The sequence below is a fragment of the Citrobacter sp. wls716 genome, from assembly GCF_005280975.1.
GTDB classification, from domain to species: domain Bacteria; phylum Pseudomonadota; class Gammaproteobacteria; order Enterobacterales; family Enterobacteriaceae; genus Citrobacter; species Citrobacter youngae.
Window position 1 is genome coordinate 28,202 of sequence record NZ_SZWX01000017.1, and the last position, 20,806, is coordinate 49,007.

Consider the following 20,806-nt stretch of genomic DNA (forward strand, 5'->3'; position numbering starts at 1 on the left):
GCCTCACACCTCGTCCTCTTTAATCAACGGACGCTGGTATTCCGGCCATACCAGTGCGACAAGTGCAGGATAGGCTTCCAGGCTGAACTCCCTGAAGCACTGCCGCAAGTTAAGCACATCCAGATCGGCGTGCGGGACTTTCTCCCCGCTGAGGCAGCGCTTTTTAATATTGTCATAATACTTATAAACCGCAGAGTTAAGATCGCTACAGCGCCGCTGCGCGTCAAAGAGCCCGGGCGTTTCATTCAGCTCCACCATTGTCATCCTCTTGACTGTGGAGTGGATAAAATCAATATATTCGTGATTGACTCGCCAATACCATACCGGAGTAATCGAATTCATCAGGGCAGAAAAATGATCTTCTCCCTCTTCTTTACTTAGCATTTCCGGCTGGCGCTGTGCGTTAACATCTTCTGCATAACGGTTTTTATTTGCACTACGCATTAGCAAAAGTACCCCGCAGGTAAGCAATAGCAGGGTAATAACAGAATAAAATATACTGTTCATAGCGGGCTCCATTTTTTTTGATTTTAAAATTACCCCATGCTATTGTCAACGCGGCCTACCTTATTAAAAACATCATATTATTGGCAGCAAAGGATATTTCAACATGCTTCCCGAGCATCTTGTTCCCTCTCGTTTTCATTTATCCGCAACCCCGGACAATACAAATACCACAGAAAATAGTGAAAATTTGACTCAGGGAAAGATAAAACTAAGTGATTACGAATCAGAAATTTTGATTAGCTCCGTAGCTACCGGCCAGTCCCGGAATATGTTATTTGAAGAGTGCGATCGTCATTTAAAAGAGCGCCTTTTCCGCGCCGCAAAAATTGAGTCATTTACTCGTCTGCTCAATTCATTACAGGCGGAAGGCGACATTAACGCCCAGGAATTAAGTAAAATTTTGGCCAAAAAAACAGCCATGATAAATGAACAAGGCAACAAAATTTGGCTTAATTTAATTACTCGCGAAACCAACGATCCTATTTTTTATTCTCTGGAAGAGAAATAAAATGAAAGATGTTGAAGATAATAATGTTTATTTGGCTTTAGATAACCACAAAAGCGATGAGTTTGTCTTAAAACAAAATCTGTCTGTGTTGATAGCCAATAAAAACACGACGCTGGAAAGCCTTGCTCAAGAGATGGTTTCTATACCCGCCGCACTGGTGCGGATGAAATGGCAAAATCGTCATGAAATCTACGCACTGCAAGCCAAAGAAGAGATTTACGGTGCCACTATCGAGGCCATCATCGCTCAGCAACCAGAATTGCGGGACAAAATAATGGCCCGTCTGGAAAGCACATACCAGCATCTGCTTGCACGTGAAACTGCCACACTGCGCCTGACCCGCAAGCTATCCGATGGGAACTATGAGCCCACAAAAATCACTACGGTGGCGTTGGACGAGAACAGATAAGGCAAAAGACTTGCAGAGGAGTGATGTCAGGAGAAGCTTGCCGGGTAAGGTCAAACCTGTGCCCGGCAACAAGGATTATTTGGCTTTCACGGTCTCTTCACCGACCAAACCAATCTTCAGGTAACCCGCCTGGTGCAACGTATCCATAACCTTCATCATAGTTTCGTAGTCGACGGTTTTATCTGCCCGGAAGAAGATGGTGGTGTCTTTCTTGCCTTCAGTTAGCGCGTTTAACTCGTTAATCATCGTCTCATCGGTGACCTGATCGTTACCAATAAACATGGTGTTATCGGCTTTTACTGACAGGTAAACCGGTTTTTCCGGACGCGGTTGCGGCGTACTGGTGGATGCAGGGAGATTGACCTTCACATCCACGGTTGCCAGTGGCGCTGCCACCATAAAGATGATCAACAATACCAGCATGACGTCGATAAACGGCGTCACGTTGATGTCATGCATTTCACCGTTATCGTCCAGGTTTTCATTAAAGCTCATTGCCATGGAACATTATCCTACACGTAATTTCTGCGCAGCACGTACCGGGTGTGCAGACGCGCTTGCACTCAGGTCCAGGTCACGACTTTGCAGCAACAGTACCTGCGCCGCGACATCGCCCAGCATCGCTTTATAGCTGCCGATCTGACGAGCAAAAATGTTGTAGATAACAACAGCAGGGATTGCCGCGACCAGACCGATCGCGGTTGCTAACAGTGCTTCTGCAATACCTGGAGCAACAACAGCCAGGTTGGTGGTTTGGGTTTGTGCGATACCGATGAAGCTATTCATGATGCCCCATACTGTACCAAACAACCCGACAAATGGAGAGATAGCCCCGATGGTTGCCAGGTATCCATTACCCCGCCCCATCTGACGGCCAACGGCGGCAACGCGACGTTCCAGACGGAAACCGGTACGCTCTTTGATCCCTTCGTTGTCATCACTGCCTGCTGACAGTTCCAGTTCATTCTGTGCTTCGTTAATCAACAGAGCGCCCAGGCTTTTGCCATCGAATCCAGCGGCAATCTCACTTGCCTGATCTAAAGAGCGGGCATCTGCCAGCATTTGCTGTTCACGCTTAAGACGGCGCTTCTGCGTAAAGAACTCAAGGCTCTTACTAAAGAAGATAGCCCAGGTGACCACTGACGCCAAAATCAGCCCAATCATCACGCACTTAACCACGATATCGGCGTGCTGATACATACCCCAGACGGAAAGGTCCGTCTGCATCAAATTATTACCCACTCTGTATCTCCAGGACGCAAATCACAAAATCTGAGCGTAATCATATCAAAACGACGTCGAATTGATAGTCGTTCTCATTACTATTTACATAGTGCCGCACCTTTGGTTTCTTTTCCTTGCGCTCACGCAGTAAAAAAGTCACCAGAAATCGATTTGAGAATATTTTGTACTTTATGGCTGTTCTGCAGGACGCGGCAGATGAGATTCATGCTAGTTTAGACATCCAGACGTATAAAAATAGGTAATACAACATGGCAGATAAGCAGCTTGAGACCAAACTCGTTCACGCCGGGCGTAGTAAAAAATACACGCTGGGTTCGGTAAATAGCGTGATCCAGCGCGCGTCTTCACTGGTATTCGACACCGTTGAGGCGAAAAAACAGGCGACGCATAACCGCGCAAACGGTGCCCTTTTCTATGGCCGTCGCGGCACGCTGACGCATTTCTCACTGCAGGAAGCGATGTGTGAACTGGAAGGCGGGGCCGGTTGCGCCCTGTTCCCCTGCGGTGCAGCAGCCGTTGCCAACACCATCCTTGCCTTTGTTGAACAAGGCGATCATGTGCTGATGACCAACACCGCCTATGAACCCAGCCAGGATTTTTGCACTAAGGTGCTGGGCAAGCTTGGCGTGACAACCGGCTGGTTCGATCCGCTGATTGGCGCGGATATTGTGAAGCATATACAGCCGAACACTAAAGTCGTTTTTCTTGAATCTCCAGGTTCTGTCACCATGGAAGTTCATGATGTTCCAGCCATTGTTGCCGCCGTCAGAAGCGTAGTGCCTGACGCGATCATCATGATTGATAACACCTGGGCTGCGGGCGTGTTGTTCAACGCGCTGGATTTCGGTATCGATATCTCAATTCAGGCAGGGACGAAATATCTGATTGGTCATTCTGACGGCATGGTTGGGACAGCGGTATCCAATGCCCGTTGCTGGGATCAACTGCGTGAAAACGCCTATCTGATGGGACAAATGCTGGACGCCGATACCGCCTATATGACCAGCCGTGGATTGCGGACGTTAAGCGTTCGCCTGCGCCAACACCATGAAAGCAGTTTAAAAGTCGCCGAGTGGCTGGCTGACCATCCGCAGGTTGCCCGCGTGAATCACCCGGCACTTCCCGGCAGCAAGGGACACGAGTTCTGGAAACGCGACTTTACCGGTAGCAGCGGTCTGTTCTCATTTGTTCTGAATAAGAAGCTAAATAATGAAGAACTGTCTGCGTACCTGGATCACTTCAGCCTGTTCAGCATGGCCTATTCCTGGGGCGGTTTTGAATCACTGATTCTGGCTAACCAACCGGAACATATCGCGGCAATCCGTCCGCAAGGCAAAGTGGACTTCAGCGGAACGCTCATCCGTTTGCATATCGGTTTAGAGAATGTTGACGATCTGATTGCCGATTTAGCCGCAGGATTTGCCCGAATCGAGTAACATTGCCGCAGATGGACATATATGCAGACACTTCTGGTGGAAAAGTCTGCAATTGTTGCGTCCGGGATCAAGGCATCCCGGACAATTCAGGAGTACAATCCACTTATAAACGCTGTTCCACAGGAAAGTCCATGGTAGTCATTCAAGATATTATCTCCGCGCTTTGGCAACACGATTTTGCCGCGCTGGCGGACCCACACGTCGTGAGCGTGGTGTACTTCGTGATGTTCGCCACACTGTTTTTAGAAAATGGCCTGCTGCCCGCCTCCTTTTTGCCCGGTGACAGCCTGCTATTACTGGCAGGAGCGCTGATTGCTCAGGACGTGATGAGTTTTTTACCTACCATAGCGATTCTGACTGCCGCTGCCAGTCTCGGTTGCTGGCTGAGCTACATTCAGGGGCGCTGGCTGGGCAACACGCGGACGGTAAAAGGCTGGCTGGCACAATTACCTGAAAAATATCATCAGCGTGCTACCTGTATGTTTGACCAACACGGGTTGATGGCACTACTCGCCGGACGTTTCCTGGCGTTTGTACGTACCTTACTGCCAACCATGGCGGGGATTTCAGGGCTGCCTAACCGTCGCTTCCAGTTTTTTAACTGGCTGAGCGGGCTGCTGTGGGTCACTGTGGTCACCAGTTTCGGCTATGCGCTCAGCATGATCCCGTTTGTTAAACGCCACGAAGATCAGGTGATGACCTTTTTAATGATCCTGCCTGTTGCCCTGTTAACCGCAGGTCTGCTGGGAACGCTGTTCGTGGTGATTAAAAAAAAATACTGTAGCGCCTGAGTATTAGCCGTATGCCGGAGTCACTCCGGCATTTCGTTGATGGCGCGCAGCGTTAAGGCCGACAAGAAATCACCCCCCCTGCATCATCCGAATTCTGGCTGCATCTTCTCCTGGCGTGACGCCAAAGTAACGTTTGAACTCCCGACTAAACTGCGATGCACTCTCATAACCTACGCGCATGGCCGCCGCGCTGGCTTTCATCCCGTCATGAATCATCATCATCCGCGCTTTATGCAATCGATAGCTCTTCAGATACTGCAACGGTGAAGTACTGGTCACCGATTTAAAATTATGATGGAACGCCGACACGCTCATATTGGCCTCTGCCGCCAATTGCTCAACATTGAGATTTTCGGTGTACTTGGTTTCAATTCGCTTCAGCACACGGCTTATCAAACTGAAATGCGTCTGGCGACTGACCAGCGCCAATAACGCGCCACCACGCGGCCCGGTCAGTACGTGGTAGAGGATCTCACGAATAATCTGTTTTCCCAGAATACGTGCATCCAATGGCCGCTCCATCACATCCAGCAGGCGTTCCGCAGCACAGAGAATTTCATCGGATAGCGTCGCCGAATTGATCCCGCTTGCCGCCATTGCAGGCTGGAACAGCTCATCCTCACCAATATCCATCAGCAATTCCTGCAATTGCAGGATATCGACGTTCAGGCGGATACCAGCCAACGGAACGTCCGGTGTCGCATACGTTTCACATTCAAAGGGTAAAGGTACTGTGAGCAGTAAGTATTCGTTGGCATCATAGCGAAAGACACGCTCGTTGATATAACCAATTTTATATCCTGAAAAGAGAAATATAATGCCAGGCTGATACATCACTGGTGTGCGCACCCCAGGTTCAGAGCCGTACAGTAAGCGAATATCAGGCAGCAGATCATTTAATTTATTTTCATTATTTTTCAGCTGCTTAATTTTATCTGTCAGCAGGAGACAGATCTCATCACGGTTCATAGGGCACCATTTCATCATTGATTTGCAACCCTGGTATAGTGCGGACTTTTATCCATTTTCTCCAGTAGTCTGTAGAAATGGGCAAGACATTGGCAGAAATGAGCATTGAGAGGAACGCTTCTGACGACCACAATGTTCACCATCAGTCAGGCACTCGCCTACCCTCTTTTTTACCCACACAAGGTAACGAGCAATGAACAACTTTAATCTCCATACCCCAACCCGCATTCTGTTTGGTAAAGGCGCGATTGCAGAACTGCGCGACCAAATCCCACAGGATGCTCGCGTACTGATTACCTACGGCGGTGGTAGCGTGAAAAAAACCGGCGTTCTGGCACAGGTTCAGGATGCACTGAAAGGCCTGGACGTGCTGGAATTTGGCGGTATTGAGCCGAACCCGTCTTATGAAACGCTGATGAACGCGGTAAAAATCGTGCGTGATGAGAAGGTGACATTCCTGCTGGCGGTAGGCGGCGGTTCTGTTCTGGATGGCACAAAATTCATCGCCGCAGCAGCACATTACGCTGACGGTGTTGACCCATGGCGCATTCTGGAAACACGCGGTAACGACGTACAAAGCGCCGTTCCAATGGGCTCCGTATTAACTCTGCCGGCAACTGGCTCCGAATCTAACTCTGGCGCGGTAATTTCGCGCAAAACGACTGGCGACAAACTGGCCTTCATGACCCCGTTTGTCCAGCCGGTATTCGCTGTACTCGATCCGGTTTACACCTATACTCTGCCGCCACGTCAGGTTGCCAACGGCGTGGTAGATGCTTTTGTTCATACCGTAGAACAATACGTGACTTATCCGGTAGACGGGAAAATTCAGGATCGCTTCGCCGAAGGCATTCTGCTGACGCTGATAGAAGACGGTCCGAAAGCATTGCAGGAGCCGGAAAACTACAATGTGCGTGCGAACGTCATGTGGGCAGCCACTCAGGCGCTGAACGGACTGATCGGCGCAGGCGTACCGCAGGACTGGGCAACCCATATGCTGGGTCACGAACTGACGGCAATGCACGGACTTGACCACGCTCAGACACTGGCAATCGTCCTGCCTGCATTGTGGAATGAAAAACGCGATACCAAGCGTGCCAAACTGCTGCAATACGCAGAACGCATCTGGAATATCACCGAAGGCTCCGAAGACCAGCGCATTGATGCCGCGATTGCCGCCACCCGTCAATTCTTCGAACAAATGGGTGTACCGACTCGCCTGTCTGACTACGGTCTGGATGGCAGCTCCATCCCGGCACTGCTGGAAAAACTGCAAGCGCACGGCGGCACGAAACTGGGTGAACATCAGGACATTACGCTGGACGTCAGCCGCCGGATTTACGAAGCTGCCCGCTAAGGTTTTTTAACCTCCGACTTTCGTTTTTGGCTATTTATACCAGACTTAAGTCACACCTATGTCACCGGAGTATGTTCCGGTGACAGTCATTAAGGGGAGGAATTATGACCACTCCAACCATTATCAAACTACAGGATGGTAACGTCATGCCGCAACTGGGCCTGGGGGTCTGGAAGGCAAGCAACGAAGAAGTCATCACCGCCATTCATAAAGCGCTGGAAGTAGGGTATCGCTCAATTGATACCGCTGCGGCGTACAAAAACGAAGAAGGTGTCGGCAAAGCAATACGCGATGCTGGCGTACCGCGCGAAGAGTTATTCATTACCACCAAGCTGTGGAATGATGATCAGAAACGCCCACGGGAAGCGTTGCTCGAAAGCATGGAGAAACTTCAGCTCGATTACCTCGATCTCTACCTGATGCACTGGCCTGTTCCGGCGATCGATCACTACGTTGAAGCGTGGGAAAACATGATCGACCTGCAAAAAGAGGGGCTGATTAAGAGCATCGGCGTGTGCAACTTTCAGATCAATCATCTCCAGCGCCTGATGGATGAAACAGGTGTCCCGCCGGTGATTAACCAGATAGAACTGCATCCACTGATGCAACAGCGCCAGCTGCACGCCTGGAACGCCACACATAAAATCCAGACCGAATCCTGGAGCCCGCTGGCGCAGGGCGGCAAAGACGTATTTGATCAAAAGATCATTCGCGACCTCGCTGAAAAATATGGCAAATCACCGGCGCAGGTCGTCATTCGCTGGCATCTGGATAGCGGCCTGGTGGTGATCCCGAAATCCGTCACCCCTGCCCGTATCGCCGAGAACTTCAATGTCTGGGACTTCCGCCTGGACAAAGATGAACTCGGTGAAATAGCAAAACTCGATCAAGGTAAACGCCTTGGCCCTGACCCGGATCAGTTCGGCGGTTAATCTCTCCTCTCCAGCCCGGCATTCCCGTCGGGCTTTTCTCCTGTCGAAATATTAAGAAACAATAAACGCGCAACTATTGATGTCTTTATGGCACATCCACGTGCAGCATTACGCAATATAACTTACTAATTATTCAGTAATAATATTGATTTAATGAACACATCACAAATATCTATAGGTGCGTGACCATGGCGGAAAAAACACAGCAAGGCGTCAAATGGCTCCCATTGATTCTTATACTATTTATTTCTGCCGGGCTCTGGCAGCTTACCCCACCCAGTGGGTTAAGTGCGCCAGCCTGGCATTCAGCCATTATCTTCGTTGCTACCATTGCTTCTATCGTGGCAAAAGTTCTGCCCATTGGCGCAGTCGGCATTATCGGTATTACCGTTTTTGCCCTCGCTTATGCTGCCGGGGATAAAACCGCCAGCGGCGCTATTACCACCGCACTGAGCGAACTGAACAGTTCTCTGATCTGGCTGATTGTCGTCGCCTTTATGATTGCCCGCGGGTTTATCAAAACGGGCCTCGGACGACGTATTGCGCTGCAGATGATCCGCCTGCTCGGCAAGCGCACGCTGGGACTCGCCTACGGACTGGCGTTTGCGGACCTGATACTTTCCCCCGCAATGCCAAGCAACACGGCCCGCTGCGGCGGCGTCATCTATCCCATTGCCGACTCCCTGGCGCGCAGTTTCCACTCGAACCCGGAAGATGAATCCCGCAGTAAAATCGGCACCTTTCTTATCACCTGTATTGGCAACGTCAACGACGTCACCGCCGCGCTCTTTATGACCGGATATACCGGCAACCTGTTGGCAGTGAAGCTGGCGGCCAATGCGGGGGTCACTCTGACCTGGGGCAGCTGGTTTATGGCGGCGCTGCTGCCTTGCCTGGTTTCCTTACTGCTGGTTCCATTACTGGTCTACTGGATTGTGCGCCCGGAAATTAAACACACGCCGGATGCCCCTAATCTGGCGCGTAAAGAACTGGCGGAAATGGGTCGTATGTCACGCGGGGAATGGCTGATGCTGGCGACCGTCGGCGTCCTGCTGGTACTGTGGATTTTTGGTGATACGCTGGGCGTCGACGCCACCACTGCCTCATTTGTTGGTTTATCCATCTTGCTGCTCAGCGGCGTTCTGAGCTGGGAAGATGTCAAAAGCGAGAAAGGTGCGTGGGATACACTGATCTGGTTTGCCGCACTATTGATGATGGCAAATCAGTTGAAAAAACTAGGCTTTACCACCTGGTTTGGCAACCTGATTGGCGATAGCCTGAGCAGTACTATGCATGGGACCAGTTGGGTGGTTGTCCTGCTGCTGCTCAACGCCGCGTACTTTTATACCCACTACTTTTTTGCCAGCGGTAATGCGCAGATTGCGGCGCTGTATGCCGTTTTCCTTGGCGTCGGTCTGCATTTGAATATTCCTGCAGCCCCTACGGCGTTGATGCTGGCCTTCACCAGCAGCCTGTACTGTTCCCTCACTCAGTACACTCACGCTCGCGGGCCGATTCTGTTTGGTGCCGGGTACGTACCGACGGGAGTCTGGTGGCGAACAGGATTCATCATCAGCCTGTTCAATCAAGCCGTCTTTATCACTGTAGGGCTGATGTGGTGGAAGATGCTGGGTCTGTACTAAACTCACTGCGTCCTGACGAAACGTCTTATCTACGGAGAAAAGGAATGACCTGTATTTTCTGTCAAATTGTTGAAGGTAAAGCGCCCTGCCATAAAGTCTGGGAAGACGAGCATCACCTGGCCTTTCTGTCGATTTTCCCAAACACCGACGGTTTTACCGTGGTGATCCCGAAAAAGCACTACCCAAGCTATGCATTTGATATGCCGCCACAGGCGCTGGCAGACCTGATGCTGGCGACCCAAAAGGTGGCGAAAAAACTGGATAAGGCTTTCCCGGATGTCAGTCGTACGGGGATGTTTTTCGAAGGGTTTGGCGTGGATCATGTGCACAGTAAGCTCAGCCCTATGCATGGCACAGGTGATTTGACGCACTGGAAACCGATTGAGTCCCGGCAGACTAAATTTTTCGAGCAGTATGAAGGGTATCTGTCGTCACATGACCACGAACGGGCTGACGATGAAAAACTGGCCGCATTAGCGGCCAGAATTCGCGAAGCATAAATACTGAGCATGTCTGCCGGATGGCGGTGCGAGCACCTTATCCGGCCTACGGTCTGTCTGGCCCGGTAAGCATTTCACTACCGGGCAAGACAGATTAGCGCCCCGCGACTTTCCCGCGTTTTTTATTCGCCGCAGGTGTCTGACGCTGGTGCGCGACTGGCGTATGCTTGGTCAGTGCCGGACGGGTATGGCGGTTCTGACGACGTGCTTCACGCATCTCTTCCAGCGTCGGGGCCGGAACCAGACATTCGCGACGACCGCCAATCAGATGCTTTTTCCCCATATCTTCCAGCGCCTGACGGATTAACGGCCAGTTAGCAGGATCATGGTAACGCAGCAGTGCTTTATGCAGACGGCGCTGTTTATCACCTCTTGGCACTACCACATCTTCACTCTTATAACCAATTTTGCCCAACGGGTTTTTCCCGGTGTAATACATGGTTGTAGAGTTTGCCAGCGGTGATGGGTAGAAGTTCTGCACTTGATCCAAACGGAAACGACGCTGTTTCAGCCACAGAGCCAGATTCACCATATCCTCATCACGCGTACCCGGGTGCGCAGAGATAAAATAGGGGATCAGGTACTGCTCTTTACCGGCCTGTTTAGAGTAAGTATCGAATAACTCTTTAAAGCGGTCGTAGCTGCCCATACCCGGCTTCATCATCTTCGACAATGGGCCTTCTTCTGTATGCTCCGGCGCAATCTTCAGGTAGCCACCCACATGGTGAGTTGCCAACTCTTTAATATAGCGCGGGTCCTCCACGGCGATGTCATAACGCACCCCGGATGCGATAAGGATCTTTTTAATGCCTTTCAGATCACGCGCGCGGCGGTAGAGATTAATCGTCGGTTCGTGGTTAGTATCCATATGCGGGCAGATATCCGGGTAAACGCAGGACAGACGACGACAGGTCTGTTCTGCACGCGGAGACTTACAGCGCAGCATATACATGTTTGCAGTTGGACCGCCGAGATCGGAAATCACGCCGGTAAAGCCCGGAACGGTATCGCGAATGGCTTCGATCTCATTGATGATCGAATCTTCGGAACGGCTCTGGATAATGCGCCCTTCGTGCTCGGTGATCGAACAGAACGAGCAACCACCAAAACAGCCACGCATGATATTGATCGAGAAACGGATCATCTCATAGGCGGGAATACGGCTGTTACCGTACGCCGGATGCGGTACGCGCTTGTACGGCAGTGCAAAGACGCTGTCCATTTCTTCAGTCGACAACGGGATCGCTGGCGGGTTAACCCAAATATAGCGATCGCCATGCTTTTGCATCAGTGCACGCGCGCATCCTGGGTTCGTTTCGTGATGCAGAATACGCGACGCATGGGCGTACAGAACTTTGTCGCTCTTAACTTTCTCGAAAGACGGTAACAGTACGTAGGTTTTTTCCCACGGCTTCGGACGCGGCGGCTGTACGGTTACCGCTTTCGCTTCTTGTTTTTTCGGTGCGACCGGTTTGTTATCAGCACACGGCAAGTCTTCGCCATACGGATGGGGGATAGGGTCAATTTTCCCGGGCATATCCAGACGTGTGGAATCCACCCCGCTCCAGCCCGGCAGCGCTTCTTTAACCATAATCGCGGTATTACGCACGTCGCGGATCTGATCAATGGTTTCGCCCATCGCCAGACGGTGTGCGACTTCCACCAATGGACGTTCGCCGTTACCAAACATCAGCATGTCAGCTTTTGAATCCACCAGCACGGAACGGCGTACGGTATCTGACCAGTAATCGTAATGCGCAGTACGGCGCAGGCTGGCTTCAATACCGCCGAGAATAACCGGCACATCTTTCCAGGCTTCTTTACAGCGCTGGGTATAAACCAACGTCGCACGGTCCGGGCGTTTACCCGCCACGTTGTCCGGCGTATAGGCATCGTCATGGCGCAGTCGGCGATCGGCGGTATAACGGTTGATCATCGAGTCCATGTTACCGGCGGTTACGCCGAAGAACAGGTTAGGTTTGCCCAGACGCATAAAGTCATCTTTGCTGTTCCACTCCGGTTGGGCGATGATCCCCACGCGAAAGCCCTGCGCTTCCAGCATACGGCCGCAAATAGCCATGCCGAAGCTCGGGTGATCGACGTACGCATCGCCGGTAACCAGAATGATGTCGCAGCTATCCCAGCCAAGTTGATCCATTTCGTCGCGTGACATCGGCAAAAATGGTGCCGGCCCAAAGCAGGCGGCCCAGTACTGCGGCCAGGAGAAAAGGTCTCTGTCCGGTTGGATCAGGGATATTGCGCTCATAATGCTTCCAAAAAAATGGTAAAAAAATAATCAAAGGCCGGGGATTATACGCTGGATCAACAGGGGAAATGAAGGAGTATTGTAAGGATGTTAAATTTCATCTCTGCTGGTGCTACGCTGACCGTTCCTGTGCTTTCGCACGGTCCAGGCCGGGTTAGGCGAAGCCGCCACCCGGCACAGGAATATCTATTACGGTGCCGGATTCACCAGCATCTGGCCAATAGAACCACGGTCTGCCATTTCCAGCGTCTGGCTGTTGAAGTAGAACGGGAAATGCGCCCAGGAAGGCTGCCCATAATAGACCAGCAACTCCACTTGCCCATCAACCCAGACGGTATCTTTCCAGCCACGGTCTTCCGGGAACGGCATCGCGCCATTCACATTACGGATCAGGAAAGAGACGCCTTCAATATGGAACGACTGCGGCATATCTGCACGCACCGTCCAGCGCTCCCAGGATCCCTGCTGCGCCGTGATATCCATGCGATTGACATCCCACAGTTGGCCATTGATTCCGGGATCGTCATCAAGGCTAATATCACGGCTGCGAATCGGCGAGCCGCTCAAAATTTCGGTGGGTAACAGACGCATTGGCAGGCTATCCGTTACCAGCGGCAGAAGGCCGGTTGGTCGCAGAGTCAGTACCAGCGTGGAGATCAGGATACTGGAAGGTTCAAAGAAACCACGGATCCTGTCGACAATACTGGCCGCCTCGCCGCAGGTAATCGAAACTTCATCACCGTTGGTCATATCGACCAGAATCTCACGACGCTCGCCTGGCGCCAACGATAGCTGCTTCACCGAAACCGGCGCGGGTAAAAACCCCTGATCGCCTGAGATAACATGCAGCGCACGACCATCGCTCATTTTCAGCAAATAACGACGCGAATTTGAGGCATTCAGCAAACGCAAACGCACCCAGCCGCGGGACACTTCGACATACGGACTTTGCGCCCCGTTGACCAGAAGAGTATCCCCCACAAACCCCCCACTGCCCGGTTCGCTATATTCTGGCGTACCGAAGTTATCCAGACGCTTATCCTGAATAATGACTGGAAAATCATCCACGCCATAGTGGTTAGGGATCGGCAGTGATTTACTCACTTCATCTTCAACCAGCCACATCCCGGCAAGGCCGTTATAGACCTGCTGGGCAGTGCGATTTGGCGTGTTGGCGTGATACCACAAGGTTGCAGCACTCTGGCGAATCGGCAGCACGGGCGCCCAGTCCGCATTAGGCGACATCATACGCGCCGGCCCCCCCATAAGAGGACCCGGGACCTGTAATCCGGCAACGGTCATTGAGACATTTTCTGTCAGACGGTTGCTGTAGATAAGCTTGACGTCATCACCTTTCCAGACGCGGATTGTCGGCCCCAGGTAGCGCCCGTTAACACCCCAGACGGGTGCGCGCGTGCCCGGCGTAAACGACCAGTGCGCACGTTGCAGCGTCATAAATAGCGGCTGTCCCCGACGGGACTCCAGCAGGGGGGGAACAGGTAGCGGTTGTTGCTGACCGGCAGCATTAGCCTTCAGCGGAACAGCACCTGCACACAGTGCGATCCCCGATGCCTGAATGAACTGACGCCGACTGAATGACATATAAGCTCCATGAAAAACTGGCGATTAACACGCAGGAAATCATTTCCTGTAACAAACCCGAAATGAGCGAATCAAACCTTACCGGCAGCTTCCCGCTCAGCAACTTCTTTATCGAGTTCTGCGATTTTTTGTTCCATCAGCGTGCGGCAATGCGCTGCCAGTTCACGAACCTGATCTTTACCAAAATGACTGATATCCACCGGCGGCAGCATCTCTACAATCGCCAGCCCATTATTGAGTCGGTTCAATTTGATCTTATTAGAGGTCGTTGAAACGCAAACAGGGATAACCGGGACACCCGCAGCAATTGCCGCATGGAACGCACCTGTTTTAAACGGCAGCAGACCGCGACCGCGGCTACGCGTTCCTTCAGGGAACATCCAGATAGAGATACGACGCTTTTTAAAGTGGTTCACCACCGCCGCAATGGTGCTGTGCGCTTTGGCGCGGTTATTTCTGTCGATCAACAGATTACCGGTGAGCCAGTACAGTTGTCCGAAGAAAGGGATCCACAACAGGCTTTTTTTACCTACTGTGACCGTCGGTGGCTGAACGATATTCGCTGCGGTAACCATGTCATAGTTATTCTGGTGGTTACAAATATAGATAGCATTACCATAGTTCTTCGCGTCAGGCGGCATGCGACACTCGACCTTCAGGCCATACAGGGGAGCCAGGCGACCAAACATATGGCCGAACGTCGCAACGTGTTTTGGATTTCTTGGGCTGAACAGACAGTATATGCAACCGAAAATACAGACCAAAATGCAGTAAATAACAGTAATAATTAAACGAAAAATATATAGCATAACAACCTCTAAAGGCCTAAGAGCCTGGCATTCTACGTCACCTGATTCCGAACACTGCATCAGGTTAGGGCATTGTTAAGAGTGGCTCTCTGGAAAAGCGTATTGTTAATCGCAACGCACGAATAAACAACGGTTTCACGGGAATTTTTAAAACAAGCTCTCCCTGTGCGAAAACAGGGAGAGCCAGACGCTGGCGTTATTCTTCACTGTCGCCGTGACTGGCGCGTCGAGGCGAGTCAATCTCAACACGGTCGATGCGTTGCAGACCGCGCATGAGCGTACCGCGACGACCACGCTCGCCGGTTACCTTCTGTAGCTCTTCAGGGCGCAGTTTAATTTTGCGTTTCCCGACGTGGATAGTCAGCGTGCTTTGCGGCGGCAGCACGTAGAGTTGTGCCAGACCATCTTCGCCTTTCGCAGCTTCCGCAGAAGGAATATTGATTATCTTGTTCCCTTTGCCTTTCGACAACTGCGGCAAATCGCTCACCGGGAACATCAACATGCGGCCCGCATGGGTAATCGCCAGCAGCATATCGGTTTCATCTTCAATCACCACCGGCGGCATAACATGCGCGTTTTCCGGTAGCGTAATCAATGCCTTGCCCGCACGGTTACGCGCGACCAGGTCATTGAAGGTGCAGACAAAACCGTAACCGGCATCAGATGCCATCAGCAGCTTCTGATCGTCGCCTTCCATCAGCATATGCTCAACCGTCGCGCCCGGTGGCAGCGTGAGCTTCCCGGTCAACGGCTCACCCTGACCACGCGCCGACGGCAGCGTAATTGGGTCGATAGCATAACTACGCCCGGTTGAGTCAACGAACACCACCGGTTGGTTGCTCTTACCCTTCACAGCCGACTTAAAGCTGTCGCCCGCTTTGTAGCTTAAACCTGGCGCATCGATGTCGTGGCCTTTCGCGCTACGCACCCAGCCACTCTGGGACAGCACAATGGTCACCGGCTCAGACGGCAGCATGTCATGCTCGCTCATCGCCTTCGCTTCTTCACGCTCCCGCAGTGGAGAACGGCGATCGTCACCATAGGCATCCGCATCAGCCTGCAGTTCTTTCTTCAGCAGGTTACTCATTTTGCGTTCAGAGGCCAGAATGCCCTGCAGTTGATCGCGCTCTTTCGCCAGTTCGTCCTGCTCACCGCGGATTTTCATCTCTTCCAGTTTGGCAAGGTGGCGTAATTTCAGCTCAAGAATGGCCTCCGCCTGAGTTTCTGAAATACCAAACCGCGACATCAGCTCGGGTTTAGGTTCATCTTCATGACGAATAATTTCGATTACTTCGTCAATATTGAGGAACGCTATCAGCAAACCTTCAAGAATGTGCAGGCGTTTGAGTACTTTCTCCAGGCGATAGTTCAGGCGACGGCGCACGGTATCGCGGCGGAACGTCAGCCACTCGGTGAGGATCTCCAGCAGGTTTTTCACCGCCGGACGACCGTCGAGGCCAATCATGTTCAGGTTAATGCGATAGCTTTTTTCCAGATCGGTAGTAGCAAACAGATGGTTCATCACCTGTTCCATATCTACGCGATTCGACCGCGGGACAATCACCAGACGAGTCGGGTTTTCGTGATCCGATTCGTCGCGCAGGTCATCGACCATCGGCAGCTTTTTATTGCGCATCTGAGCGGCGATCTGCTCCAGCACTTTAGCCCCGGAAACCTGATGCGGCAGCGCGGAAATCACCACCGCGCCGTCTTCTTTCGTCCATACCGCACGCATACGTACGGAACCGCGTCCGTTTTCGTAAATCTTACGAATCTCCGCACGCGAGGTAATGATTTCTGCTTCGGTCGGATAATCCGGCCCCTGTACGATATCCAGCAGTTGATCCAGCGTCGTTTTCGGCTGCTCAATCAGCGTAATTGCCGCTTTGGCCACTTCACGCAAGTTATGCGGTGGAATATCCGTCGCCATACCCACGGCAATTCCGGTCGTGCCGTTTAGCAGGATATTCGGCAGACGCGCAGGCAGCATCTTCGGCTCCTGCATGGTGCCGTCGAAGTTCGGCACCCAGTCCGACGTGCCCTGACCGAGTTCACCCAGCAGGACTTCCGCATATTTAGACAGGCGGGATTCCGTGTAACGCATCGCCGCGAAGGATTTCGGATCGTCTGGTGCCCCCCAGTTCCCCTGCCCGTCAACCAGCGGGTAACGGTAAGAGAAGGGCTGGGCCATCAGCACCATCGCTTCATAGCAGGCGCTGTCGCCGTGCGGATGGTATTTGCCCAATACGTCACCGACGGTACGGGCGGATTTTTTAAATTTGGCGCTGGCATTCAGCCCCAGTTCGGACATCGCGTAAACGATGCGACGCTGAACAGGTTTCAGACCATCACCAATAAACGGTAACGCCCTGTCCATGATGACGTACATGGAGTAGTTCAGATAGGCGTTTTCCGTGAATTCATGCAGCGCAAGGCGCTCTGCCATATCGCTCATTAATCGTGGTTCCTCAACTTATACCCGTCTATTGAAGGGCAATATTGCCGCAGATACTACCCTATCTGGCGTGTTGAGTCACAAAGAAAAGGGCCGCGACTGCGGCCCTGATGGGGATTATTTGGCAACTTTGGTAATCTGTTTCACGTCGATTTCAACGGAGTTCCAGTCTTTATCCACTTCACCCTGGATTTCAACCACATCCTGCGGCGTGACGGTCACGCCGTTCCAGCGTTTGTGGTCGATATCTACGTTCACTGTGCCGGTTGCATCTTTAAACACATACAGGTCGTCGGAAATACGCTCAACGATGTTCCCGCGCAGGGTAACCCAGGTGTCATCACGCAGCGATTTGGCGCTTTCTACCGTCGTGCTGCTACCGTTTGGGCCAACAAAGCCGCCATTTTGGCTTTGTGTTGTCGTCGTCGGTCCAGAGAAGCCGCCCTGCTGCGCTGCCAGAACAGGTGCGGAACACAGTGCCATTACGGCAACCATTGCAGCTAATTTTTTCATCGTCATGTCTCCCTTTCATGTTGGTTTACGACTATTAAATAAGTTAATCCTTAACAAGTTCTTAAGGCAAAAAAAGATACTTTTTTTACTGTACAGAGGCTGTAGCCACAGGTTTACTTGACGGTAATGAGAGCGACCGCAGGGAAGAACATATGCGTATTTTACTGGTAGAAGATGACACGCTGATTGGCGACGGCCTGAAAACAGGTCTGAGTAAAATGGGTTTCAGCATCGACTGGTTTACCGAGGGTCGCCAGGGGAAAGAAGCACTGTACAGCGCCCCTTATGATGCGGTGATCCTCGACCTGACGCTGCCAGGCATAGACGGGCGCGATATCCTGCGCGAATGGCGAGCCAACGGGAAGCAGGAGCCGGTGCTGATTCTTACCGCTCGTGACGCGCTGACAGAACGCGTGGAAGGTCTACGCCTGGGCGCGGATGACTATCTGTGTAAACCCTTTGCGCTGATCGAAGTTGCCGCCCGACTGGAAGCATTGGTACGCCGCGCCAGCGGCCAGGCCACCAGCGAACTGCGCCATGGTCAGGTTTCGCTTAATCCCGGCGCGCTGGTCGCCACGTTCGCGGGTGAGCCGTTATCGCTTAAGCCAAAAGAGTTCGCGCTGCTGGAACTGCTGATGCGTAACAAAGGGCGCGTCCTGCCCCGCAAGCTGATTGAAGAAAAACTGTATAACTGGGATGAAAACGTCTCCAGTAATGCGGTGGAGGTCCACGTCCATCACTTGCGCCGTAAGCTCGGCAGCGACTTTATCCGCACGGTACATGGCATTGGCTACACCCTGGGTGACGCATGAAACTCACACAACGCCTGAGTCTGCGCATCAGACTTACGCTTATATTTATCATTTTGGTTTTGGTAACCTGGTTGATTTCCAGTTTTGTCGCCTGGAAACAAACCACCGATAACGTGGATGAGATGTTTGACACGCAGCTGATGCTGTTTGCCAAACGGCTGGTCACGCTGGATCTTGATGAACTAAAAGCTTCTGAGCGCATCGCGCAGACACCGAAAAAGTTCAAACATGGCCATATTGACGACGATGTACTGACCTTTGCGGTCTACACGCCGGATGGAAAAATGGTTCTTCATGATGGTGACAATGGTCAGTACATTCCCTATAGCTATCGTCGGGAAGGGTTTGACGATGGTTATCTGAACGGTGATAACGATAAATGGCGCTTTATCTGGCTAACTTCAGCGGATAAAAAGTACCGGATCGTGGTCGGTCAGGAGTGGGAATATCGCGAAGATATGGCCCTGGCGATCGTGACGGCCCAATTGGTGCCGTGGCTGGTCGCCCTGCCGCTGATGCTGCTGATCCTGATTGTCCTGTTAAGCCTTGAACTTAAGCCGCTAAAAAAGCTGGCGCAGGCTTTACGTGTGCGGGATCCGGAATCTGAAGAACCACTGAGCCTGAAAGGTATTCCTGGCGAGGTTCGCCCACTGGTTGATTCGCTCAATCAACTGTTTATCCGCACACATTCGATGATGGTTCGCGAACGGCGCTTTACCTCTGATGCCGCCCATGAACTGCGCAGTCCGTTGACGGCACTGAAGGTACAGACCGAAGTCGCGCAGTTGTCCGACGATGATCCGCAGGCACGACAAAAAGCGTTAATGCAGATGCAGACGGGAATTGACCGCGCTACCCGACTGGTTGATCAGCTCCTGACGCTTTCGCGCCTCGACTCCCTCGACAATCTTCAGGATGTGGCGGAAATCTCGCTGGAGGAGCTTCTGCAATCCGCGGTGATGGATATCTACCATCCGGCACAGCAGGCGCACATCGATGTGCGGTTGCAGATTAACGCGCATCACATCACGCACACGGGACAACCGCTGTTACTCAGCCTGATGGTCCGTAATCTGCTGGATAATGCGATTCGCTACAGCCCGCGGGGGAGCATTGTGGAAGTGACGCTCAATACCCGCAATTTCAGCGTCAAAGATAACGGGCCTGGCGTTGCGCCGGAAATCCTGACGCACATCGGTGAACGCTTTTATCGTCCGCCGGGACAAAGTGTTACCGGTAGTGGTCTGGGCCTGTCGATCGTTCGTCGTATAGCGACTTTACACGGGATGTCTGCCTCGTTTGGTAATGCTCCGCAAGGCGGGTTTGAGGTCAAAATCAGCTGGTAAAGACCGCATTATTGCTAGTAATGCAAAAGACTTTGCACATTTTGCTAATTTCACCGCACCACCCGTGGGGGTAAAATCGTCCTCAAACGTATTTCCTTGAGGACACAAAATGAGCAACATTCTGATTATCAATGGTGCGAAAAAATTCGGCCACTCTAACGGTCAGTTAAACGACACCCTGACCGAGGTCGCGGACGGTATCCTGCGCGACCTCGGGCATGATGTTAAAGTCGTACGCGCGGACAGCGATTATGACGTAAAAACAGAAGTGCAGAATTTTGTCTGGGCCGATGTGGTTATCTGGCAAATGCCGGGCTGGTGGATGGGTGCACCGTGGACCGTGAAAAAATACATCGATGATGTGTTTACCGAAGGTCACGGTACGCTGTATGCCAGCGATGGTCGTACACGTTCAGATGCCTCTAAAAAATACGGCTCAGGCGGGCTGATTCAGGGCAAAAAATACATGCTGTCCCTGACCTGGAACGCGCCAATGGAAGCCTTCACTGAAAAAGACCAGTTCTTCCATGGCGTTGGTGTTGATGGCGTCTATCTCCCGTTCCATAAAGCAAACCAGTTCCTGGGAATGGAAGCGCTGCCGACCTTTATCACCAATGACGTGATTAAAATGCCGGACGTCCCGCGTTATATCGCAGAATATCGCGAGCATCTGACCGAGATTTTTGGTTAACTGGTAACCTGGAAT

General features: G+C 52.0%; 20 protein-coding genes. 11 read left to right on the plus strand and 9 right to left on the minus strand.

Annotation, left to right across the window (positions count from 1 at the left end; all coding sequences use genetic code 11):
- Nucleotides 1–3 precede the first annotated feature (3 nt).
- Nucleotides 4–507: an ESA_00282 family adhesion-associated protein gene (locus FDX24_RS01460; RefSeq protein ID WP_319026329.1), complete on the minus strand. Its 504-nt coding sequence runs from the start codon at nt 505–507 to the stop codon at nt 4–6.
- A gap of 103 nt (nt 508–610) precedes the next feature.
- On the opposite strand from FDX24_RS01460, the gene FDX24_RS01465 reads away from it, so the two are divergent.
- Both FDX24_RS01465 and FDX24_RS01470 read left to right on the plus strand, forming a co-directional pair.
- Nucleotides 611–1,015 (plus strand): hypothetical protein, encoded by a 405-nt coding sequence (locus tag FDX24_RS01465; protein ID WP_137363721.1) that lies wholly within the window; start codon nt 611–613, stop codon nt 1,013–1,015.
- 1 nt (nt 1,016) lies between these two features.
- Complete coding sequence (locus tag FDX24_RS01470) at nt 1,017–1,424, plus strand: hypothetical protein (RefSeq protein ID WP_048213223.1); 408 nt, start codon at nt 1,017–1,019, stop codon at nt 1,422–1,424.
- Nucleotides 1,425–1,499: 75 nt separating this feature from the next.
- On the opposite strand, the gene exbD is transcribed toward FDX24_RS01470, so the two are convergent.
- The gene (gene exbD / locus FDX24_RS01475; protein ID WP_048213224.1) at nt 1,500–1,925 is read right to left on the minus strand and encodes a TonB system transport protein ExbD; all 426 of its coding nucleotides are present in this window, start codon (nt 1,923–1,925) and stop codon (nt 1,500–1,502) included.
- A gap of 6 nt (nt 1,926–1,931) precedes the next feature.
- The gene (exbB, locus tag FDX24_RS01480) at nt 1,932–2,666 is read right to left on the minus strand and encodes a tol-pal system-associated acyl-CoA thioesterase (protein ID WP_048213225.1); all 735 of its coding nucleotides are present in this window, start codon (nt 2,664–2,666) and stop codon (nt 1,932–1,934) included.
- Nucleotides 2,667–2,917: 251 nt separating this feature from the next.
- Here exbB and metC point away from each other — a divergent pair, with 251 nt between their 5' ends.
- Nucleotides 2,918–4,105, plus strand: a complete 1,188-nt coding sequence (gene metC, locus FDX24_RS01485) for a cystathionine beta-lyase (protein ID WP_061068595.1) — start codon at nt 2,918–2,920, stop codon at nt 4,103–4,105.
- Nucleotides 4,106–4,236: 131 nt separating this feature from the next.
- The gene (gene yghB / locus FDX24_RS01490) at nt 4,237–4,896 is read left to right on the plus strand and encodes a DedA family general envelope maintenance protein YghB (RefSeq protein WP_048213227.1); all 660 of its coding nucleotides are present in this window, start codon (nt 4,237–4,239) and stop codon (nt 4,894–4,896) included.
- A gap of 69 nt (nt 4,897–4,965) precedes the next feature.
- Here the strand turns inward: yghB and FDX24_RS01495 are convergent, their stop codons facing one another.
- Nucleotides 4,966–5,865: an AraC family transcriptional regulator gene (locus tag FDX24_RS01495; protein WP_048213228.1), complete on the minus strand. Its 900-nt coding sequence runs from the start codon at nt 5,863–5,865 to the stop codon at nt 4,966–4,968.
- A 193-nt stretch (nt 5,866–6,058) separates the two neighbouring features.
- On the opposite strand from FDX24_RS01495, the gene yqhD reads away from it, so the two are divergent.
- The 4 genes from yqhD (at nt 6,059) to FDX24_RS01515 (ending at nt 10,297) form a co-directional block, all read left to right on the plus strand.
- Nucleotides 6,059–7,222 carry an alcohol dehydrogenase gene (gene yqhD / locus FDX24_RS01500; RefSeq protein WP_048213229.1) on the plus strand — a complete coding sequence of 388 codons (1,164 nt, stop codon included), beginning with the start codon at nt 6,059–6,061 and terminating at the stop codon, nt 7,220–7,222.
- A gap of 104 nt (nt 7,223–7,326) precedes the next feature.
- Nucleotides 7,327–8,154: a 2,5-didehydrogluconate reductase DkgA gene (gene dkgA / locus FDX24_RS01505; RefSeq protein ID WP_048213230.1), complete on the plus strand. Its 828-nt coding sequence runs from the start codon at nt 7,327–7,329 to the stop codon at nt 8,152–8,154.
- 188 nt (nt 8,155–8,342) lie between these two features.
- Entirely contained in the window at nt 8,343–9,797 is a 1,455-nt protein-coding gene (locus FDX24_RS01510; RefSeq protein ID WP_048213231.1) for a DASS family sodium-coupled anion symporter, read from the plus strand.
- Nucleotides 9,798–9,841: 44 nt separating this feature from the next.
- Nucleotides 9,842–10,297: an HIT family protein gene (locus FDX24_RS01515; RefSeq protein WP_048213232.1), complete on the plus strand. Its 456-nt coding sequence runs from the start codon at nt 9,842–9,844 to the stop codon at nt 10,295–10,297.
- Nucleotides 10,298–10,391: 94 nt separating this feature from the next.
- Here the strand turns inward: FDX24_RS01515 and FDX24_RS01520 are convergent, their stop codons facing one another.
- From FDX24_RS01520 to FDX24_RS01540, 5 genes are all read right to left on the minus strand, one after another.
- Nucleotides 10,392–12,563 (minus strand): YgiQ family radical SAM protein, encoded by a 2,172-nt coding sequence (locus FDX24_RS01520; RefSeq protein WP_040233974.1) that lies wholly within the window; start codon nt 12,561–12,563, stop codon nt 10,392–10,394.
- A 189-nt stretch (nt 12,564–12,752) separates the two neighbouring features.
- Complete coding sequence (gene ftsP, locus FDX24_RS01525; RefSeq protein WP_005123112.1) at nt 12,753–14,165, minus strand: cell division protein FtsP; 1,413 nt, start codon at nt 14,163–14,165, stop codon at nt 12,753–12,755.
- Nucleotides 14,166–14,236: 71 nt separating this feature from the next.
- On the minus strand, nt 14,237–14,974 hold the full coding sequence (plsC, locus tag FDX24_RS01530; protein WP_040233973.1) for a 1-acylglycerol-3-phosphate O-acyltransferase: 738 nt from the start codon (nt 14,972–14,974) through the stop codon (nt 14,237–14,239).
- Nucleotides 14,975–15,170: 196 nt separating this feature from the next.
- On the minus strand, nt 15,171–17,429 hold the full coding sequence (parC, locus tag FDX24_RS01535; RefSeq protein ID WP_101742476.1) for a DNA topoisomerase IV subunit A: 2,259 nt from the start codon (nt 17,427–17,429) through the stop codon (nt 15,171–15,173).
- A 117-nt stretch (nt 17,430–17,546) separates the two neighbouring features.
- Nucleotides 17,547–17,942 (minus strand): YgiW/YdeI family stress tolerance OB fold protein, encoded by a 396-nt coding sequence (locus FDX24_RS01540; RefSeq protein ID WP_005123105.1) that lies wholly within the window; start codon nt 17,940–17,942, stop codon nt 17,547–17,549.
- A 152-nt stretch (nt 17,943–18,094) separates the two neighbouring features.
- Between FDX24_RS01540 and qseB the strand changes: the two genes are divergently transcribed.
- The 3 genes from qseB (at nt 18,095) to FDX24_RS01555 (ending at nt 20,791) form a co-directional block, all read left to right on the plus strand.
- A complete protein-coding gene (gene qseB, locus FDX24_RS01545; protein ID WP_137363722.1) occupies nt 18,095–18,754 on the plus strand; it encodes a quorum sensing response regulator transcription factor QseB in 660 nt (219 codons plus the stop codon).
- Entirely contained in the window at nt 18,751–20,100 is a 1,350-nt protein-coding gene (qseC, locus tag FDX24_RS01550) for a quorum sensing histidine kinase QseC (protein WP_115601459.1), read from the plus strand. Before qseB ends, qseC begins: the two co-directional genes overlap by 4 nt.
- A 109-nt stretch (nt 20,101–20,209) precedes the next feature.
- Nucleotides 20,210–20,791, plus strand: coding sequence for an NAD(P)H-dependent oxidoreductase (locus FDX24_RS01555; RefSeq protein WP_048213236.1), 582 nt, complete (start codon nt 20,210–20,212; stop codon nt 20,789–20,791).
- Nucleotides 20,792–20,806 lie beyond the last annotated feature (15 nt).